Annotated in this window: 8 protein-coding genes; 3 read left to right on the forward strand and 5 right to left on the reverse strand. The window is 47.4% G+C overall.

The window, feature by feature from the left end:
* Position 1 precedes the first annotated feature (1 nt).
* Together ACOQOZ_RS07750 and ACOQOZ_RS07755 are read left to right on the forward strand one after the other, a co-directional pair.
* A complete protein-coding gene (locus tag ACOQOZ_RS07750) occupies positions 2-8,122 on the forward strand; it encodes a hypothetical protein (protein ID WP_420591703.1) in 8,121 nt (2,706 codons plus the stop codon).
* Between the two features lie 169 nt (positions 8,123-8,291).
* Positions 8,292-15,236, forward strand: a complete 6,945-nt coding sequence (locus tag ACOQOZ_RS07755) for a hypothetical protein (RefSeq protein WP_420591704.1) — start codon at positions 8,292-8,294, stop codon at positions 15,234-15,236.
* Between the two features lie 72 nt (positions 15,237-15,308).
* On the opposite strand, the gene cmoB is transcribed toward ACOQOZ_RS07755, so the two are convergent.
* From cmoB to ACOQOZ_RS07770, 3 genes are all read right to left on the reverse strand, one after another.
* On the reverse strand, positions 15,309-16,307 hold the full coding sequence (cmoB, locus tag ACOQOZ_RS07760) for a tRNA 5-methoxyuridine(34)/uridine 5-oxyacetic acid(34) synthase CmoB (protein WP_420591705.1): 999 nt from the start codon (positions 16,305-16,307) through the stop codon (positions 15,309-15,311).
* Between the two features lie 9 nt (positions 16,308-16,316).
* Positions 16,317-17,078, reverse strand: coding sequence for a carboxy-S-adenosyl-L-methionine synthase CmoA (gene cmoA, locus ACOQOZ_RS07765; RefSeq protein WP_420591706.1), 762 nt, complete (start codon positions 17,076-17,078; stop codon positions 16,317-16,319).
* 135 nt (positions 17,079-17,213) lie between these two features.
* Positions 17,214-18,092, reverse strand: a complete 879-nt coding sequence (locus tag ACOQOZ_RS07770; RefSeq protein WP_420591707.1) for a LysR family transcriptional regulator — start codon at positions 18,090-18,092, stop codon at positions 17,214-17,216.
* Positions 18,093-18,248: 156 nt separating this feature from the next.
* Between ACOQOZ_RS07770 and ACOQOZ_RS07775 the strand changes: the two genes are divergently transcribed.
* The gene (locus tag ACOQOZ_RS07775) at positions 18,249-18,617 is read left to right on the forward strand and encodes a YybH family protein (RefSeq protein ID WP_420591708.1); all 369 of its coding nucleotides are present in this window, start codon (positions 18,249-18,251) and stop codon (positions 18,615-18,617) included.
* Positions 18,618-18,764: 147 nt separating this feature from the next.
* On the opposite strand, the gene ACOQOZ_RS07780 is transcribed toward ACOQOZ_RS07775, so the two are convergent.
* Together ACOQOZ_RS07780 and ACOQOZ_RS07785 are read right to left on the reverse strand one after the other, a co-directional pair.
* A complete protein-coding gene (locus ACOQOZ_RS07780; RefSeq protein WP_420591709.1) occupies positions 18,765-20,285 on the reverse strand; it encodes a hypothetical protein in 1,521 nt (506 codons plus the stop codon).
* 172 nt (positions 20,286-20,457) lie between these two features.
* On the reverse strand, positions 20,458-21,768 hold the full coding sequence (locus tag ACOQOZ_RS07785) for a DsbA family protein (RefSeq protein WP_420591710.1): 1,311 nt from the start codon (positions 21,766-21,768) through the stop codon (positions 20,458-20,460).
* Positions 21,769-21,776: the final 8 nt, after the last annotated feature.

Raw genomic sequence — 21,776 nt, forward strand, 5'->3', positions numbered from 1 at the left:
CATGACACTGCGGCATCAGCTGGCAGGAAGCCTTTCTGCATTTCTGATTTTACTATCACCTTTCTCGCACGCCGAATCCGGACGTTCTGACTACGATCTGGATAATGACGGGTTAATCGAAATTAACGACTTAGCGGATTTACATGAAATCCGTAATAACCTCGACGGCACAACTCTGTATGGCTCCCGTGACGGCTGCCCTACTGATGGCTGTAACGGTTTTGAGTTAACCACCGACCTGAATTTTGACACCAATGGTGATGGCAAAATCACCGAGCTGGATGATTACTGGAATGAAGGTGAAGGCTGGGCGCAAATCGGGATTCACTCTGACAAGTTTCAGGCCATATTTGATGGTAACTACCATACCATTAACAACTTTCACTTTAATCGCTCTGGCAGTAGCAGTGGTCTGTTTGGTCAGATCGAAAATGCCAGCATTCGCCGCCTGAGAGTGGATGGTTCCGTTACCGGGGGTCAGGAAGTCGGACTCATTGTCGGCAAAGCAGATGATTCTGCCCTATCGGAGCTGATTGCTTATGGAGAAGTAACCGCAACGTCTTATTACCTTGGTGGTATCGCCGGCCGGTTAACGAATTCAACACTGTTTGCTTCTGCCGCACACGTCAGATTGTCAGGCAACAGCGCGGGGGCTCTTGTTGGTTCGGCACGCTCAGGCAGCACACTGGAAGCAGTATACGCAACTGGTACTGTGGCTTATGGTGGCGCCGGTGGTTTTGTTGGCAGTGGTGAAGTCAGCATTAAAAACAGCTATACCGCTGTACACTTAGATGGTTCTAATGCAGCTGCACTCGCCTATTATTCTGGCAGAGGCGTTAATAGCCATTGGGTAACGGATTATATTAATACCATCAGGCTCGGACGTTATTCCCGTGTCAGTCGTGGCGGCGGCTTTTCTCTAGCTGAACTAACCTGCCCAACAGCTGCAAATAACACAGACTGCGCAAACACAGAGCTTTACAACGAATGGGAAACCTCAACTTATGAAGATGGCAGCCCGGTCTGGGACTTTGGCACGGACCAGCAATTACCTGCGTTAATCTGGAATGGAGCCATTATTCGCGATACCGATAACGACGGTATTCTTGATGAAGAAGATGATTTTCCGGAAAACTATGCCGCCTACACAGATTCAGATAACGATGGCTACCCGGATTTCTGGACTGCTGGTTGTAACACCGAATGCCAGAATAGCTCTGGTTTAACGATCGATCATTTCCCTGGTAACGTCGCTGCATCCTTAGACAGCGACGCCGATAATCAACCTGAAACCTGGAATTCAAGCTGTGACCAAACCTGTCAGCAAAATTCCGGCCTGGTTATTGATGCCTCACCGAATGACAGAAACAATAAAAATGGCTCTGACCTTTTGGACAACGATGACAACGACGATGGTCAGATTGATGCCGATGCTGACAGCGATGGCCTGATTGAAATTTCTACATTGGAGCAGTTCAGTGCCATTCGTTATCAGTTTAATGGAGCTGGACGCCGACTATCTGAAGATGGCGAACTAGACAGCAGCGGCTGTCCTCTGGCAATAATCGATGGTTATCCAAAAGCGCAGTGTATCGGCTATGAATTAGTGAATGATCTGGATTTTGATACCAATAGTAATGGTGAATTCGATAGTGGCGACAGCTTCTGGAACGACGGCGAAGGTCTTGAAAAAATTCCGGCACTACACGGTATCTTTGAAGGTAACGGTTTTAATATCCGTAATCTGACAACTCATTCAAAAGACTCTTTCGAAAGCGTCGCTATCTTTGGTGGATTGATTAACGCTGAGATCAGAAACGTGGCATTTATTAACACCAGCGTTACTTCCGATGGGCGTCATGGTGGTGGCATCGCCGCCTTCGCCAATAAGACCAGTTTACACAAAGTACTGTTCTCAGGCTCAGTAGAGACTCAATCAAGCTATGAAGCCTTTGTTGGCGGCATTATTGGCGATGTTAACGAAGGAGTCCATCTGAATGAAGTTGCATTTATCGGCAGTGTCACTTCGAATCCGTTGGCTGGAGGAGCGACGGGGGGATTAATCAGCCGGGCAATATCCGATAATCAAATTACCAACAGCTTCGTCAGTGCTGCTATTACCGGTAATTTCACATCTGCCTTGCTGGGCACAAATGGTGGTGACGAGACTGCAATAAACAGTCTTATAGAGAACTCTTATTTTTCCGGAACATTTAACGGTAATTATTATAGTTATTATGGCAACGGACCGCTGGTAGGACGCTCCCGGGGAACAACCACGTTCAACAATAACCATTGGCTAAAAGGCAGCCACGAGAATGATAACGGCTTAACACTGAATGAATTAACCTGCCCGGTAGCAGCCTCAGACACAGATTGTGCTGATACCGCTTTATACCAGGACTGGCCTGACGAAATCTGGGATTTTGGCAGCAGCAATCAAACACCCGCGCTAACGATCGCCGGAGAACAGTACCGCGATAGCGATAGCGATGGCGTCGCTGATGTTTTTGATAGCTGGCCTAATCTTTATGCGGCCCACAAAGATGCAGATAACGATGGCTATCCAGATAGCTGGCACCCTCATTGTGATAGCGAGTGTATTGCTAATTCCGGTTTGCAGCTGGATAACTTCCCGCAGCATCAGGAAATCTGGAGTGACTCTGACCTAGATGGCTTACCAGAGCTGTGTGATGCAAGTTGTACAACAGCATTGGCAGGGACAGACATTATCCCCGACCCTTATGCGAACGACTTTGACAACGACGGAACACCAGACTCAGAAGATGACAATACCAACGGCGTTTTGAACGCTGATAGCAATGGCAATGGCTTAATTGATATCCGTACCCTGGCCGATCTGAATGCTATGCGTTTCCAATTAGAAGGCGCTGCAAAAGTGGTTAGTGAAACAGCCGATCCAGATAACTCAGGCTGCCCGGTCGTTATTCATAATGGCCTGAACGTACGCCGTTGCCACGGCTATGAGCTGATGAACGATCTGAATTTCGATACCAATGGTGACCATAAAATTGATGAAAATGACGATTTCTGGAATGACGGCCAGGGTTGGTTACCAATCGCTCCTGAAACAAGGCGCTATTTTGTCGCAAACTTTAATGGCAATGGCCACTCAATTAAAAACCTGTATGTGAATACCAACAGTTATAACACTGGACTATTCAGTTCAATAAAAGATGCTGATATTAAAAATATTGTTTTTGACGGTCCACTAACATTGGTTAACGGTAGTTCCCGTGTGGCAGTACTGGTCGGAACGGCTGATGAGAGTGACATTACAGATATTATTGTTACCACTGACGTCACTGTAACCGGCATTTCTCAGGTAGCGGGCCTGGCTGCCTATGCAGAAGACTCTGTAATCAGTAAAGTTTTTGTTGCTGCAACGGTAAGAGCACGTAATCAAGCGGCTGGCATTTCTTATTCTTTGAATGACTCTGTTATCAGCGATAGTCTGTCTGCCGGTGCTATTTATGGCGAGGCGACTCTGGGTGGTATTGTTGGAGAGTTTTTCTATCACGCAAATTCACCTGAAACCATCATCCGTGACTCATTGAGCACTGCCTATGTTCAACCTGTCGCCGAGTCTGGCGGTATTGTTGGTACTAAAAGTGTTAATGGTTTCCGCGGCAACGTTGACCGCAGTTATTGGGCAACTGACATCTCCTCTCAACAGGAGCTCACCAGTTATGGTCCAGAACAAACCAGCTGGCGGGTTACCTCAGAGACTCTGCAATGTGCAGTAGCTCCGGACACGACGGCTGACAACAGCGATTGTATAACAGACGAAGGTGTTACCTTGTTTGAATCCTGGGATACTGACATCTGGGACTTCGGCAGTAATGAACAATTACCAGGACTTAAAATCGCCGGCCGCGTAGTGCGTGACAGTGATGGTGATGGCGCTCTCGATGCAGACGATACCTGGTCTGATAATAGCGCCGCCTATCAGGATACAGATGCCGATGGCCATCCGGATCTCTTTTCCGCACATTGCGATACGCAATGCCAGTTGACGTCTTCATTATCTGCGCTGGATAAATTTCCACAATATTCCGGAGCATGGCGTGACGACGATTTTGATGGCTTAGTTGAAGATTGCGACCAGGCCTGTATTGATGCATCCGATGACAATGGATTGCCACTACTGGTTGCTGATACTCACCTGCTGGATCAGGACAACGACGGTATTCCGGACAGCGAAGACACTAACCGTAATAATGATCGCGACATTAATAACAACGAAATTATTGATGCCGACTCCGACCATGATGGTTTAATTGAGATTGCGACTCTGGATGAATTAAATGCTATTCGCTTCCAGCTCAATGGTCATGGGCAACGCCTGAGCGAAGACGGTGAAATCGACAGCACTGGCTGTCCGTTTGTTTATATTAATGGGGATTACAAAACCCAGTGTCACGGTTACGAGTTAGTTGCCGATCTGAACTTTGATAGCAATGACGACGGCATTGTTTCTGAACTGGATGACTACTGGAACGATGGCAAAGGCTGGTCTCCGATTGCCGTCGGTTCGTCCGGGCTTTTCAGAAGTGAATTATCCGGCAATGGTCACCGTATCGATAATTTATACATAAACAATGATAAATATGTCTGGAATGAATTCTATGGTCTGTTTGGCGCCCTGGAAGGTGCACGTATTCACGACCTGATTATTACCGGGCGTATCGTGCATACAGGTCAACGGGCCGGATTACTCGCTGGTGAAATGGCAAGCTCAACCATTAACAATATTGTTGCCAGCGGCGAAGTGTATTCCGATAACTATATGGTTGGCCTGCTGGCCAGCTCCTCAGAAAATTCCTCCATTAACAATGTTATGGCATTTGGCCGGGCGAAATCAGATACATCCGATACCGGAGCAATTGTCGCAAGAGCTGAAGAAAGCACCATCAGTAATTCCTATAGTTTGGTACTGACCCGTGATGGTAAGAATCCTGTAGCACCTGTTGGCAGTTTGCGGGTTCGATCTGTTGCGACTTCGATTTACTGGCAAGATATGTCAGCTAGCGTTGATATTCCGCCGTACTACGGTACTCAAAGAATTAATACGGACTCATTTTCTCTGCAACAATTACAGTGTCCAACTCAGGTGGAAACATCTGTGAATAGCAGTGCTTGTCATGATAATGAAAACATTATCCTGTTCTCTGGTTGGGATACCAGCCAATGGGACTTTGGCACCAATCAGCAGCTTCCGGCGTTAAAAGTTGGTGATACTTTTTATCGCGACAGCGATGGCGACGGAATTGTTGATGCCAATGACGACAAGCCTTATGACTTTGACAATGACTCAATCAACGATCTGAATGATGGCTACCCATTCATCTCTATTGGTGTACTGGCAGATGCCGATCAGGATGGTATTCCCGATGACTGCGACCCTTCCTGTATTGCGATGGGTATGACAGCGGACGAAGACGATGATAATGATTTTATTCCGGACGCTGCCGATGCATATCCAACCATTTCAATTGTGGGCTACAGCGATAACGATAAAGATGGCCGTCCAGACGAGTGCGATATCAATTGCCAGGCAACGGGCATGGTTGCTGACCCGGATGACGATAACGATAACGTTCTGGATACAGACGATGCTTTCCCACTGATCACCGCTGCATCGGTGGATGCAGATAATGATGGCCTTCCAGATGAGTGGGCAATTGGCTGTGATGCGAATTGCCGCGCCACATCCGGACTAGTTATCGATACTCAGTTAAATGATACCGATAACGATGGTGTTAAAAATGACATCGATACAGATAACAACGCTGACAATGGCAAGCCTACGTTAATTGCAGTTGGCCCAACCATGTACACGCCCGTCAATAACGAAGATGGTTCTGCATTTATTGCTTCGGCGCAGGATATTGACCGTATGTTGTCGCAATTATCAGCCAGCGATGTTGTTGATCCAGCCGATAAGATCCGTTTCCGGGCTTACTTAAATGGTGCTGAATTAATTAAGAATTCAGCAGGTGAAACTACATTGCCGGTTGGTAAGCAAATTATTTCCTGGGTTGCTGAAGACAGTTCCGGAAATCGAAGTGATGCCATGGAACAGCAGGTAAATATTTATCCCCAGGTAAAATTCGCGGTTAATGCATCAATAATTGGTGAACCGGATACGACTCAGATTGCTTTTCAGTTATCCGGGCCTTCTCCTGAATATCCAGTCGAAATTCCGGTTAACGTCGTGGTTGCCGATTCAACGGCTTCTCAGGATGACATTAACGCGTCATTCGATATCACTGAAACCCACATGGTTCGGATCGAGCGTGGTGATGCGGAAACGCCGCCAACCACAGCGAGCTTTGCCGTAACTGTTTTACAGGAGTTTATTGATGAACAGGATGAAACTCTGATCCTGAATATCGCGGCGAAACCTTCCAGCAGTGCTCCTGATGCATTCAGCTATGCACTGCCCCAAAATAACCGCCGTCATACTCTGACTATCCTGGATATGAAAGACACTGATCAGGACGGTATGCCTGACGTTTGTAATACGCAATGTCAGCAGGTTGGTAAAACAGCGGACAACGATGACGACAACGATTCGATAGAAGACCGTTTCGACGCATTCCCAACCATTGCCATTGGCGACTATACAGATACCGACAATGATGGCAGTCCGGACGAGTGTAATGCTGCTTGCCGTGCTACGGGTATGAGCGCAGATATCGATGACGATGGCGATGCTTACGCCGATGTTGTTGATGAGTTTCCGTTAAACCCTGCAGCAGCATTTGATGCGGATAATGACGGCCTTCCAGATGAGTGGGCAATTGACTGTGATGCGAATTGCCGCGCCACATCCGGACTGGTTATCGATACTCAGTTAAATGATACCGATAACGATGGTGTTAAAAATGACCAGGATAGCGATAATAATCGCGACAATGGAAAGCCAACTTTATTATCGGTAGCACCTGTGTGGTACAGCCCGGTTAATAACGAAGATGGTACGGCTCATATATTGAGCGCAGCTAATCTTAATCTGATAACTGGCCAGCTGGTTGCAACAGATATTGTTGATACAGCTTCGGCAATTAAATACCAGGGGATTTTAAATGGCACAGCATTGGATCTGACGGGTCAAACAAATGTTGAAATTCCGGTTGGTTTGCAAACAATTAGCTGGTACGCCATTGATAGCGCAGGCAACCGTAGTGTCGCAAAAGAACAGAAGGTTTACATCTATCCGGAAGTTCGCTTCAGTCTGAAGCAAAGTCAGAGCACTGAAAACGTAAGCGCGGAAATTCAGGTCGAGTTATCAGGTATTTCACCGGAATATCCGGTCGAAATTCCGGTTAAATTAAATCTGAATAATTCCACGGCTTCGGCTTTGGATCTTTCACCTGAATTTGAAGCAACGGCAATTCACACCGTTGTGATCGAATTAGGTGATGGCGAAACGGCTAATACCACGGGCATGCTGCAGATTCCGATTCTGGAAGATAATATTTCGGAAGAAGATGAAACTCTGCAAATTCAAATTGCCAACAAGCCAAACAGCCAGGGTGGCAACCAGCTTGGTTATGCTTTGCCGGATGATGGTAAAACTCATACTCTGACCATTACTGAAATAAACCTGCCACCAATCGTAACTCTGGAATTGAGACAAGGTGGTGAAATTGTCAGTGAAGTGAAACAAGATGCAGGCCTGGTAACGATCACAGCTGTGGTTACAGATCCGAATATTCAGGATCAGCATATTCAGGCGTGGGATCTGAACGATTTGGGGCTGGCTGCTCAGGCGGGAGAAACCGTCACCGTTAATCCGCAGGGGCTACCAGTGCAGGAATATAAGGTCGTTGTTACGGCTACCGACAATGCAACACCAGCGCTGTCTGCTCAGGCTGAAATCAGCTTTGAAGTAAAAGTAGCGACGACCGAACCGACGCCTGGGAATGGATCTGGCGGCGATAACGGTTCTGGTGGTGATGGCGGCAATAATGGCTCAGGTGGCGATAACTCTGGCTCAGAATCTTCTGGTGGAGGCGGCGGTGGTGCAATCCACTTCTGGTACCTGATGATGTTATTTATCGGAGTTTATGGCTTACGCCGTAAACGCAGATAATTCAGAAGCCTGAAAACAAAAAGCCGTGGCAGTGAAGACTGCCACGGCTTTTTTATTCCGCGATGTTGTATGAAAACTAATTACAATCTACTAATTAACGTAGAAATAAATCATCAATTAAACTAATATCCCGCGCTATAAATACCTCACCTATTATCACGGAAGAGAAATGCGTATTACTTCTTTGATCGCAGTGTCCGCCCTGCTTTTGATATCAAGTTTTGTTTATTCCGATAACAATCGCTCAGACTTCGATATAGACAATAATGGCCTCATAGAGATACATGACCTAAAAGATCTCAACGAAATTCGCAACAACCTGAATGGCCGAACATTATATGGAAAAAACCTGGGCTGTCCGAGCTCTGGCTGTGTCGGCTTTGAACTGGTAAGTGACCTGAACTTTGATAACAATCAGGATGGTATATTTAATAGCCATGATGATTACTGGAATGAAGGTAAAGGCTGGCTGCCTATTGGTTCGATTGCACAACCCTTTACCGCCGAGTTTCATGGTAATGGCCACTCCCTGAAAAATCTGGTTATTAACCGGCCTGGACCAACATTTTTCGAGAGATTGCAGCTTGTCACTCAGGGAAGCCCTTATACCGATCAGGGAAGCGGACTTTTTGGCGCAACGAAAGCGGCGAAAGTTACGAACCTCAGAATCGAAGCAACAATTACCGGTGATGTTCACATTGGAACCATAGCGGGCCTGGCATCAGACACTCAGTTCACCAACATTGCGATCACATCGAAATTAATTAATACCAGTTATGGTGGTCTTCTTATACCTTCAACAAATATTGGCGGACTAATTGGAGAAATTCGTCAGGGTAAGATTGAGCGTGTTTATATCAATACACGTATCGACATCAAATCCGGCCAAGCTGCCGGGTTAGTTGCGATATTAAAAGATACTCAGGCAGAAAATATTTATGTGGCAGGATCGGTTTCTCTGTCAGATTCTAAGGCCTTCGCTTATGAAGTTGAAAATTCAACAGTGAATATGGCTCTGTCAACTATTTCAGGCCTTGAACCATTACCTGCCAATACCATGCGATCAATATATTGGCGCGGTGGCGAAACAGATTCTGGTTATGACGAATTATCAGTACTTGATCAAAACTATGTTGGCACTTCCCTTGAGGAATTAACCTGTGCCCGGCACGCTGATGCAACAAAAAATAATTCTGACTGCCTGAAAACCGGTGACGCTACCCTGTATGCCGGATGGTCTTCGCAGCACTGGGACTTTGGTAACAGCACTCAGCTGCCTGCACTAAAACTCTTTGGTGGCGTTCTGCGCGATAATGACCTTGACGCAGTTTTTGATGTTGAAGACGAATGGCCAGAAAAATTTGCGGCTGCAATTGATGCAGATAAAGATGGCCACCCGGATTTCTGGACCATCGGCTGTAATGCCGTTTGCCAACAACAATCAGGGATTGCCGAGCTTGACCAATTCCCACAATCGGCCTTGGTTTGGTCAGACAAGGATCTGGATAATAAACCGGAGCTGTGCGACCAGGCTTGTGAAAATAATAGCGGTTTGCAAGCCGATGACTTTCCACTGGATTTTGATAATGATGGCATCCCCGATGCCGAAGATTCTGATAGCAATGGCGATGGAATAACTGATGCCGATTCAGATTCTAATGGTTTAATTGATATTGAAACACTGGCTGAACTGAACGCAATTCGCTTTCAGCTGGGTGGCCATGGCCAACAGCTCACAGAAAATGGTGCTGTGAATAACAGTGGTTGTCCGGTGGTTTTAGTTGATAGTCGCTACCTGAGACGATGCAACGGCTACGAATTAAAAAATAATCTCAGTTTCGATAGTAATAATGACGGTGTAGTTAACGAAAGTGATGATTATTGGAATAACGGTTCTGGCTGGCAACCGGTAGGTAACTACGACGCACCATTTATTGCAGAGTTTAATGGTAATGGCTTTGCGATTACTCACCTTACTGTAAATCGCCCTTCCAGTAATAACGCAAGCTTATTTGGCGTCATTGAGAATTCAGCAATTTCTGATCTGCAGATAACTGAGGCCACAATTAGTGGTCTGGGAGAGTCTGGCATTCTTTCAGGCAGAGCCAGCGATAGCGATATGTCCGATATCATTCTGCACGGTAGCTTAAAAGCCAGAACAGATGCTGGCGGCGCGGCCGGAAAGTCATACACCAGCCAATACAGAAACCTGGCCGTAGCAATTATGGTGGACGGTGAATACGACCTGGCCGGGGTGGTGGGAGAATCCAATTCAGATAACTTCAGTGATATCACCGTCAGTGGCCATATAAAAGGTATTGATGAACTGGGCGGCCTGATGGGAGAAAAAAACGGCTCAGATTACACCCGGGTGCTGGTGTCAGCTCGTGTGGTAAACGATAACAATGAGCAACAATGGCAACTGCCTCCAAACAATATTTATCCGCTATATAATTTTGCCGTCAATTACACCGGTAACTACACCAACGACTATCGTTATGCCAGCGCGGACGCATTACGCTGCCCAACTGCGGCCAGTACCAGAAAGCCAGCTTGTAATAAGCACGATTACAATGGCACCCTGTATCTGAACTGGCCAGAATCTTTGTGGGATTTTGCAGGTAGTGATAAATTCCCGGGGCTTAAAGTTTCCGGAAAAATTTATCGCGATAATGACGGAGACGGCAGCTTCGACAATGACGATGCCTGGCCAGACAACGCGGCCTACAGTGTGGACAAAGATTCTGATGGTTATCCGGATGACTGGAATATTCACTGCGATCAGGATTGCCGTAGCACCGAAGGTCTTTTGCCTCTTGACCGCTTCCCTGAAGATCGCCGCTTATGGAAAGATAATGACCTCGATGGTCTTGCAGATGAATGCATCCTGGACTGTGAGAATACATCTGGTCTGGAAATTGATCTCCACCCGGGCGACTTCGATAACGATGGCGTTGCTGACCTCAACGATACTGACTCTGATAATGATGGCATTGACGATGCCGATGCCGATCACAATGGCCTGATTGATATCTACACCATTGAACAACTGCATGCTGTGCGTCATCAGTTGGATGGTAGCGGCCGGAAATTAAGCGCAGATACCGAAGCGGATAATTCCGGTTGTCCATTTGTTCCACAATCAATACCCGCCAGACGACAATGTGTCGGTTATGAGCTAAAAGCTGATATCAGTATGGATACAAATGGTGATGGCAAGATCACGGAAGCAGATAGCTTCTGGAATAATGGTACTGGCTGGCAGTCAATTGGCTCTCTGGCGCAACCCTTTACTGCAGTATTTCGTGGTAATGGTTTTTTAATTGATCAGCTATATATGGATTCACCTGACACAACAAACTCAGGTCTGTTTGCCGCTATTGAGCATTCGACTGACATCAGTAACATTAAACTGAAAACCAGCTCGAAAGGAATGAATAGCAACGGTTATCTCGGGGTACTAGCAGGTACAATAAAGCGTTCAGAAGTATCTGATATTGTTATAACTGGTCGCTTAACCGCACCTAAGCGTGTGGCCGGTCTTGCTGCACATATTGAGCACACTATAGTTCAGAACATCTTTGCCAACATCAGTATTTATAGCAGCGGTGAGAGCAGTCAGGCCGCGGGCATTCTTGGCTATCTGTATGAATCTGAATTAAAAAACTGCTTCGCAAGCGGTTATATCAATAGTGCCAATAGCGGTGGATTGGCTTCTTACTCGATTTATTCCGATGTAGAACATTGCCTGAGCACTGTTTACACCGATCATGCAGGTATTGAAACAAGCCCGGTCTGGTCACGCAGAAGCCACGATAATTTTTATGAAGATGGAGTTTATTTCCTCGACTATAAAAAAACAGGCTTCGACTACAACCCTGAAGATTTGCTAACAGTTTTACGCTGCCCTACTCAGCCTGATGCCTCTGCTCTCAATTCTTCTTGCGCAATAAAGAACAACCGGCAACTTTATAAAGGTTGGGACAACACAGTCTGGGATTTCGGTAGCAAAAATCAACTTCCGGGTTTAATGATTAATGGGCAGGTTTACCGTGACAGCGACGGAGACGGTGTCAGTGATGATCAGGATGACTGGCCTGAGGTCTTTGCGTCCAGCATCGATAGCGACAAAGATACTCATCCGGATAAATGGACGCCGGGTTGCAACCAGAGCTGTGTAAATCAATCTGCTCTGGCTGAGTATGATAATTTTCCAAACCATTCTCAGGTATGGCAGGACAGTGATTTAGATGGCTTGCCAGAACAATGTGACCAAGCCTGCCAGGACGCCACTGGATTGGCCCTAGATGAATTTCCTGATGACTTCGACAACGATGGGATAGCTGATCCTAATGATAGCGACGTGAATGGAGATGGCATTGCTGATATTGACGCTGACCGCGACGGATTAATTGATATTTCAACGTTGCAACAGCTTAACGCCATACGCTACCAACTGGATGGCAGAGGTTACCGGGAAAGCGCCGAAGCCGAGTTAAACACCTCCGGTTGTCCTGTTGCGATTAAAAACGGGCGCCCTACTCGTTCTTGCATCGGCTACGAATTATTAAATGATCTGGACTTTGATGAAGATCATTCCGGTGATTTTGATAGTGCAGACAGCTTCTGGAATCAGGGCAACGGCTGGGATCCAATCGGCGGAGATAAACAACACTTCTCTGCTATATTTGACGGCAACGGCTTCACTATTAATTACCTGATGTTTTCTGGTTTCAACTCCAAAGGGCTGTTTAACTCCAGTTATGATGCTGATATCAGAAACCTGAACCTGACGACCTCGAAAAATCGCAGCCGTTCTAATACCCCTTATCATGGCGCCATTTTAGTAGGTAAAGCATTACTTACCCGTATTTCAGATGTATCGGTCAGCGGTATAGCGAATTTCAGGAGTGGTGCTGCGATTGCCGCTACGGCTGACTATTGCCAATTAAACCGTGTGCGTTTTCACGGCGATTTAGTATCGAGCTGGAGCAATCGAACCGGAGTATTTGCCGGTCTGGTGGGTAAACTGAAAAATTCAGCCATCACAAATTCCTATAGCACAGGCAAGCTTCACAAAGAAAATACCGCTTATGGCATTTCGTATGATGTTGAAAACTCAACGATTGCCAACTCTTATACTACGATGCGCCAGCTGGGTAGCGGCCATGATATTCAAACAAAGGCGATACCTGCCCAGGATTTGCCTGATAATACCCTGACTTCAAGTTACTGGCTGACTAATCGCTTTAGCGCGTCAGATCTGACCCAACGAGAAATTCAGGATAATTCATTTGGTCTGACCTTAGATTTGATGATGTGTTTTCAGGGGAATAAAGACGACAGTGATTGTCCAGCCAGCTTATCGCTGGATTTATTCAAAGATTGGAAAACCACAGACTGGTTATTCGGAGACAATAATCAGCTGCCACAATTAACTCCAACCAATCATATTCTCGATAGTGACGGTGATGGCTCGGTTAACACTGAAGACGATCATCTGAATGACTATGACAATGACGGAGTCACAGATAGCGTTGATGTTTTCCCAACCATCAATATTGGTGATTTGGCAGACGGAGATAACGACGGTGCACCCGATGAATGTGATTTTACCTGCCGGCAAACAGGTATGTCCGCCGATGATGATTCCGATAACGATGGTGTACCTGATGATAAAGATGCATACCCACACATAGCTCTTGGAAATCTTCCTGACAGTGATGGTGATGGCCGGCCGAATGAGTGTAATTATTCATGTGAACGTAAAGGTATGCGTGCTGACACGGATGACGATAACGACGAAATCCCTGATATCAGAGATGATTTCCCCACCAACCCGGCCGCAAGCAGAGACAGCGACAATGATGGTCGTCCGGATTTTTGGTTGTCATCCTGTGATAGCGTATGCAGGGAAAAGTCAGGGCTGACTTTAGACCTTCATACTTCAGACAAGGATAATGATGGTGTTAAAGACAGCGACGACCCGGATAACAATCGTGACAACGGCTTGCCAGAAATGTTGACCGTAGCAGACACAATGTGGGCAAAAGTAAATACCGAAGATGGAAATACTCTGCGTGTACCTCAGGTTGTAATTGACTCCTTGGTATCGTTTGCTTCGGCCACAGATGTAGTTGATAGCAGTGATAAGCTAACCATTAAAGTCAGCAACAATGGACAAAATATTATTCTGGAAGAAGGGAAATTTATTTTGCAACCTGGGCTGCATTCACTGCTTTGGCAAGCAGAAGATAGTTCCGGGAATATCAGTGCCGGGTTGATCCAGGATGTTTATGTTTATCCAGAAGTACGCTTTGCACTTGCACAATCGCGTCTGGCCGAGCCGGGTACTATCGCAGTGGAAATCGAACTCAGTGGTACTTCACCAGAATATCCTGTGCATATTCCGGTCACCGCATTAACTCAGAGCTCTACTGTTAATCAGGACGATATCGACCATGCTTTTGATCTGGAAGAGTCTTATATTCTGACCCTACATCAGGGACAGGAAAGCACACCAACAACATCAGGTACTTTTAATATAACTGCCATAGAAGACTTTATTGATGAACCGGATGAGGTGCTAACGCTGGTGATACCAACAAAACCCGTCAGTATCGGCCCGGCGGATTACGGTTTTGTACTGCGCGAAAGTGGCCGCTCTCACCGGTTGATCATCGGCGAGGGAAATCAGCCTCCTACGGTTTCTATCACGGCTTCGCAGGCTGGAATATCAACAAATGAAATCAACACTAATGGTGGCATGGTGACATTAACAGCCAACATCAAGGACCCGAACCAATTTGACGAACACTCGGTTTCGTGGAATCTGGGTGGCATGAAGTCTGGTCGTTATCGAGGAAAAGAGGTTACCTTCTCACCCGGTGACATTGTCATTGGCGACTATTCAATTTCGGTCACAGTACATGACAATGGCAAACCCGTTATGTCGGCAACTGCCAGTAAAAGCATTAAAGTCAATGCAACTGACAACGCTCCACCAGGAAATAATATCGATAACTCTGGTTCTGGCGGCGGTGGTGCAATCCACCTCTGGTACCTGATGATGTTATTTATCGGAGTTTATGGCTTACGCCGTAGACGCAGATAATTCAAACACCCGATAAACAAAAAGCCGTGGCAGTGAAAACTGCCACGGTTTTTTATTATCTGAAAAAAGAAATCAGGCTTCAGCGATCACTACCGCTCGTAACGGTGCCGGATAACCTTCTGCGGTTTTGTTCACATCCTCAGGGTCGAGAAAGTCTTTCAGTGAGTTGTATTGCATCCATTCGGTGCTGCGTTGTTCATCCAGCGAGGTCTGGTTTAAATCCACCACCCGCGCATTTTTAAAACCTACGCGACGACACCAGAGTAATAGAGTTTCAGTCGATGGCAGGAACCAGACGTTACGCATCATGGCGTATCGGTCTTCTGGCATCAGGGTATCGCCTAAACCGCCTTCAATCACCAGAGTTTCCAGCACCAGTTCACCACCGGGTTTTAAAGCATCTTTTAATTCCTGCAAATGCTCTAATGGTGATTTGCGATGGTATAAAACCCCCATGGAGAAAACCGTATCAAACGCTTTTAGCCGTGGCGGAACATCTTCCATTTTTAATGGCAATAAATCAGCCCGTACCGGTTCAGTTTGAGTGGACTGCAGGTAACGTTTCATGGCCTGAAATTGCATCAGGAATAAACGGGAAGGATCAACGCCAACAACCCGATACGCACCCTCGCCTAACATGCGCCACATGTGGTAACCAGAACCACAACCAACGTCCAGTACAACACGGTTTTTTAACGGTGATAAGTGCGGAAGTACCCGTTCCCATTTCCAGTCAGAACGCCATTCGGTATCGATGTGCGTACCGAAAAACTGAAACGGACCTTTACGCCAGGGCATTAACCCTTTTAATCCGTCGAGTACTTGCTGTTGCTGTTGTTCGTCGATGGCTTCGCTGGATAAACGCAGATCATGAGCGGTTAATTCAGCAGACACACCATCAACCACCGGCAAGCTGTTCAGTGCCTCCAGCCAACGTTGCTGATCACCATGTTCTTTATCGACCAGGATCTCCTGCATTTGCTGCGGTAATACATCAGCCCAGGGAGCTAATTTACCTTCACGCATAAATTCAGTCAGTTCTTCGAACCAGGACAGGATATTTTCACTCATGGAATACAACTACTTAACCGCTAAAAATGACACAAAATTAAAACACTGATACCAGCGAATCACTTTAGAAAAACCCGCCTGTTTTAACCGCTGGATATGGGCGTCTTCTGTTTCCGGGATCAGCACATTTTCGATCGCAGCACGCTTCTGTGCGATCTCTAAATCGGAATAACCATTGGCACGTTTAAAGTCGTGGTGCAGATCGGTTTGCAGCTGCTGTTCGGTTTCATCGAAACACAGTTTTTCCGACAAGATCAGCGCACCGCCCGGATTGGTTGCCTCGGCAATGCGTGTTAATAAATCCAGTCGCTGATCCAGCGGGATAAATTGCAGCACAAAATTGAGTGCCGTCACCGAAGCATTTTCCAGCGGGTAAGTGCAGATATCGTCACACACCAGATCAACGTCAATATTCGAATCGTCCAGCGCGACATAATGACCGGCGCGCTCCAGCATAGATTCTGAATTGTCGATACCAACCACACGGCAGCTCTTTAACTCAGGGTTACTATCCACACCATGGCGCATCGCCAGGGTAACCGCCCCGAGGGAACAGCCTAAATCGTACAGGTTTGATCCAGGCTGAGCGTAACGACCGGCAATCACACCCGACATGGCAACCGTTTCCGCATAGCCCGGTACCGAGCGTTTAATCATATCCGGAAATACCCGCGCCACCGCGCCATCAAATGCAAAGCTGGCCACTTCACCATGGTCTGCCTGATAGATACGGTCGGTATCTTGTTCGATGTCTGATTTTTGCTGAGTCATAACGGTTTGCGATTCAAGAGCCATAACGGTGTGATTCAAATTTGAGGCGCGCATTCTACCAGAAGCCAGCGTGATGCAGCACACCTCCGAGCCCCTGCGCTAAAACGCCTTGTCAGTAATGTCACGGCTTGTCACTTATGTCAGGGTCTGCAGCTGCTGCTCAATCCCGTCAATGCTGTGCTGCACCAGCTTTGGCAGTGGCTGATAAGGGTGTAAGGCATAAACGTTAACCGCGCTACTGCTAAAGCCCGCCATCGCCTCAGTCAGACCCGCTTCGCGTTCAAGGATAAAACCAGGGATATAAGCCAGACCCGCACCTGCCCGGGCCAACGCCAGTACCGCATTAAGATTGTTGGCCGAGCGGGACGCCCGCAGCTGTATGGTATGGCTCTCGGTGCCGTTGCTCAGATTCAGTTCGCTGGTCTGCCCCTGCCAGGCATTACGGATAAAATCGTGCTCACCGGCGCTGTCGCGGGTCAGCGCTGGTCGCGACTGTAAATACCCTTCACAGGCTGCCAATACGTCGGAAAACTCGCCTAACTTACGCTGGCGCAGCGAACTGTCCGGAGATTCACCAACGCGGATCGCCAGATCGATGCGTTGCTCCAGCAGATTCAGCTGTTTATCTTCAGCGATCAGATCAGGTTGGATCTCCGGATGTTGTGCCACCAGCGCTGCAATGGCAGGCGCCACGACTGCGTCCATCAGAGCATAAGGAGCGGTAATACGAATCGGGCCGGATAGCCCCTGTTGATTGTCTCTGGCTGTTTGCCAGGCCGAGTCGACCTGACGCTCAATCTCACAACAGCGGCGATAAAACTCCTGCCCGGCGGGTGTCAGTACTTGTTTGCGGGTTGTGCGCTGTAACAGTTGCACGCCCAATGCCTGCTCCAGCACTTTCAGATGCTGACTTAACACGGACTTCGACAAACCGAGTTGTTCTGCGGCAGCCGTTAAGGTGCCGGCATCAACCAGTGTCCGGAATAACATCATGTGTCTGAGGTGGTCCTGCATAACGCCTTTATCCTGTTGCTGCTCTTGCTGTTGATGTCGTTGTTGCTGTCTATTGTTTGATTTTATTAAACAATAGTTTCTTAAAAAGGCAATTTTTACAAAAGAAAAAAGAACGTAATCTGGCCACAGTTCAATACAAACAGCAGGAATAACACTATGAGCCAGACTTTATTAGAAGCCGTACAAGCCGCCAGCGAACGTTGGAAAAATGCCTTTAACTCTGGCGATGCCGCTGGCTGTGCTGCTCAGTATGAAGCGGATGCCGTTATGCACGCACGTCCGTTTGGCACCTTCACCAGCCGCGATGCCATTGAAGGCTTCTGGAGCCAACTGATCGCCGACGGCTTCAGCAATGTTGAATACGTTGAACCAAAACTGGAGGTGGTAGACGAGCAAAGTGTGCTGCTGACCTCAGGTTGGAAAATGAATAAGGCCGCCGGCCTGATTCACAAAGAGCTTTGGGTGCTACAGGAAGATGGCAGCGCCAAACTGCGTGAAGATGATTTCGAAGCGCTGGATAACTAATTCCATTGGAAATCCTCGTATCGGTACGTGGTGAGCCAGTCGGCACAAGCGCGTAACGGACTGCAGATAAAACGGTTTAGCTGCTTCTCGCCAGCACCCGCCCATGCCATTGTGATTGATAATGGCATGGGCTTTTTTGTGAACGGGCTAAACCAGCTCCTCATCGAGTCTGGTTGTCAGTGCTGCTTTGATTTTTTCCATCATTGCCTCACCGGTACGACGACCTTCAATACCTTCCACCAGCTTTATATTCTTACCATCGAGCTTGGCATAAATTGCCATGTATTCGGTTTTTACGTGATCCTGAGAGGTGGAACTCATGGTCATTTTTAACTGCAGTTGTGATGGCGAAGTAATCTTGCCATTACGCTGATACAACTGGCGCCCGAACAAACTGCGGATAACCTGTACATGCCCTTCCCGCACAGAAGTTTCCAGCCTGCGACCGGATAAAAAGATACCAAAGAAAAAAATCCCCCAGCCGACACAGGTAAACACCGGTGCCATCAGCCAAAGACCACCACCTTCGCTGAGTGCCTGCTTAAACAGAAAAAGGCCCACCGATCCAAAAATCAGACCAAACAGCAGCAGCATTCCCCACATACCTTTGTTGCGTCCGGCTTCACTGATGACCGAAATTGAGCCATCCAGTTCGGTTTCCATATCAATCTGACGTTCGGCACTTTGCTGAGCTTCCTGCTGTTGCTCACGCTGCACCACTTCCTGATGTTGTTGGGGAATATCCAACTGTGAAGTTTGCATCTCCAGATCCAGTTCACGCGCTAATGCCAGCGACAGCAGAGGAATATCCCAGCTGCGGGAAAATTCCATTAACTCCGCAATCTGAGTACCAGGCACTTTCCGGTCGGTTGTCACCTGCCCCGTTGCTTTTAACTGCCAGCGAATGCTGCCGCGATATTCGTCGCTGTCGGTGCCCGGTGCATCCGCAGGGATATCAAACAGAAACTTAACCCGTTGCTGACCTGTAGCCTTGGTATCGATAAATCCTTTGGTTTCCTGCTGGTGAAGGACATCAGTGTGTGTGGTGCGGTTATCGCCACTACCACTGGAATAGGTATGCAAACAACTGAGTCTTAAGGTCAGGCCTGTGCGTGGCTTGGCCTGCAACGGAAACGAACCACCAAACTGATGGCCAACAACAGCCGCCGCAGGATCAAGCTGTATCGGTGTGGGCCCAATGGCGGCGTAGGTATTTTTGCTTTTTCGGCCAAAGGCATACAGCACATAGCTCAACAGGAAAAACAACAGCGATAATAAGCCAAATAAACGGCCTTCAAGCATCCCGGTAATCGCAATCACAATCCCGGGAAAAGTGAAAATACCAGCGGCGATAAAAAATCCCCGGTGTGAACTTTTCTGATCACTGAAAATACCACTTTGCGAAACTTCCGCTAACCGCTTAGCAACGTCGCTGCGTCTCAGTGAATACCAGATCACCGACCCACCAGCGACGCTGAATAACAGCAGCAAAATAAAAGCGACCATGATCTGTACCAGATCCCAGCCTTCAATATCGTCATCAAATAAAATACCGAAAAAGGCAAAAATCCCGATAAGAACAAAAATACCACCAAAAATAACGCCGCCAATACGTCCGGCTTTTTTAGCGGCTTTTCGGCCAGAACGGCGGGAAGAAATCTGTGACATAACCAGGGATTCCATAAGCTGTTGCTACTTAGAAAACCTAATATATATCAATAACAATAAGAAGGAAGGTACAGCAGGGAAAAAGAAAGGCACAGCCAGGAAAAGAAAGGTATGACCCGGCAGATGCGACGAGTCATACCGGATCAGTTACAAGCGGTAGTTGTTGCGACGATTATTCAGGCAGCAACGTACTGCGGATCGCCTGTTCTATAAATTCTATCCGGTCCTGGCCCCACAAGGTCAGATCCTGATAGCGCACACTGGGTACACCCCATTGACCTTGCTCAATCATCTCTTCGCGGTTCTCTTCGGCCCAATCCTGCCAGGCGGTACGCCAGTCCGGGCGAGCGAGAATCGCTTGTGCCTGAGACCACTGCAAACCGGCGCGCTCAACGATAATTTTTAAACCGGCATCAGTTTCCGACAAAATACCTTCCGCATTTACACCACGTGCGTAACTCAGTAAGTACTCGACTTCTTTGCCCTGCTCACGGGCGTATTCAAATAACGCATAACAACGTTCAACCCCCAGGCCCAGCGGATCGGCAACAAAGCCATAGTCAATTCCGAGCTTATCGGCTTCACGTTTAGTGTCTAAGAAAATATAAAACTTTTTGGTTGGTGGCACTTTTAAGCCACGCATAATCATGGGTAAAACCGGCTTTACGATAAAGGGAATGTCGTAATGCTGTGCCAGCTTTAACGCCCGCTCCAGACCAAGATGCGAATAAGGACTGCGAATGGAAAAGTACAGAATCAAAGGCTGTTTTTTCTGTTCCTTATCGACATTCGTTGCTTCAAACGGACGGCAGAAATTGGCGTAGGTTTTATTAAATTCCACGCTGGCTGCAGAGGTATTTAATTTCAGATCGTTCAAACGCTGTTCAAGGTGATCCAGCCGATCCAGTCCCCAGTACCATTCCCCATGAAAATTCAGCGTCGCACTGAGGTAATGACCTTCGTCCTGCAGCTGTTGTTCATTATTCGCCAGCAGCTGTTTTTGCGCGTTCGTCAGGCTGACGGTTTCAAGGTTGTTACCCAGCCAGAGGTCGTTGTACACCGCAATAACCTGCTGCCAGTCGAGGGGCTTATTCTGCAGCTCCAATAATCTGGCAGTCGCCACTTCAACCTGAGCAATGGACGGCGCTTCGGTTGTTGGCGCTTTTAATCCATATAAATCCGCAAGAAAACCACTGTCCAGTACGGCATTGTGTTGCCACATTTCCGGCTCGGGATACATATCATCCTGTAACGACGCAATGACCCGAAAACGCCAGTTAACCGCAAAACGCTGCTGTAACTGCGGTAATACCTGAGCCAGCAGGTAGCAGTATGGGTCATTGGCACGTAACCAGACTTCGACCTGAGGCTTGCCTGCAGTCAGTGCCTGACGTACTTGCCAGCTACGACGTTTGAGGTTTTTCAGGGTGTGACTGCTGAGCAGGCGTGCGCCGTGACGCTGAAGGCGTTTTTGTAACATCATAGAATTTT

Source organism: Bacterioplanoides sp., from assembly GCF_965219715.1.
Lineage (GTDB): Bacteria > Pseudomonadota > Gammaproteobacteria > Pseudomonadales > Oceanobacteraceae > Bacterioplanoides.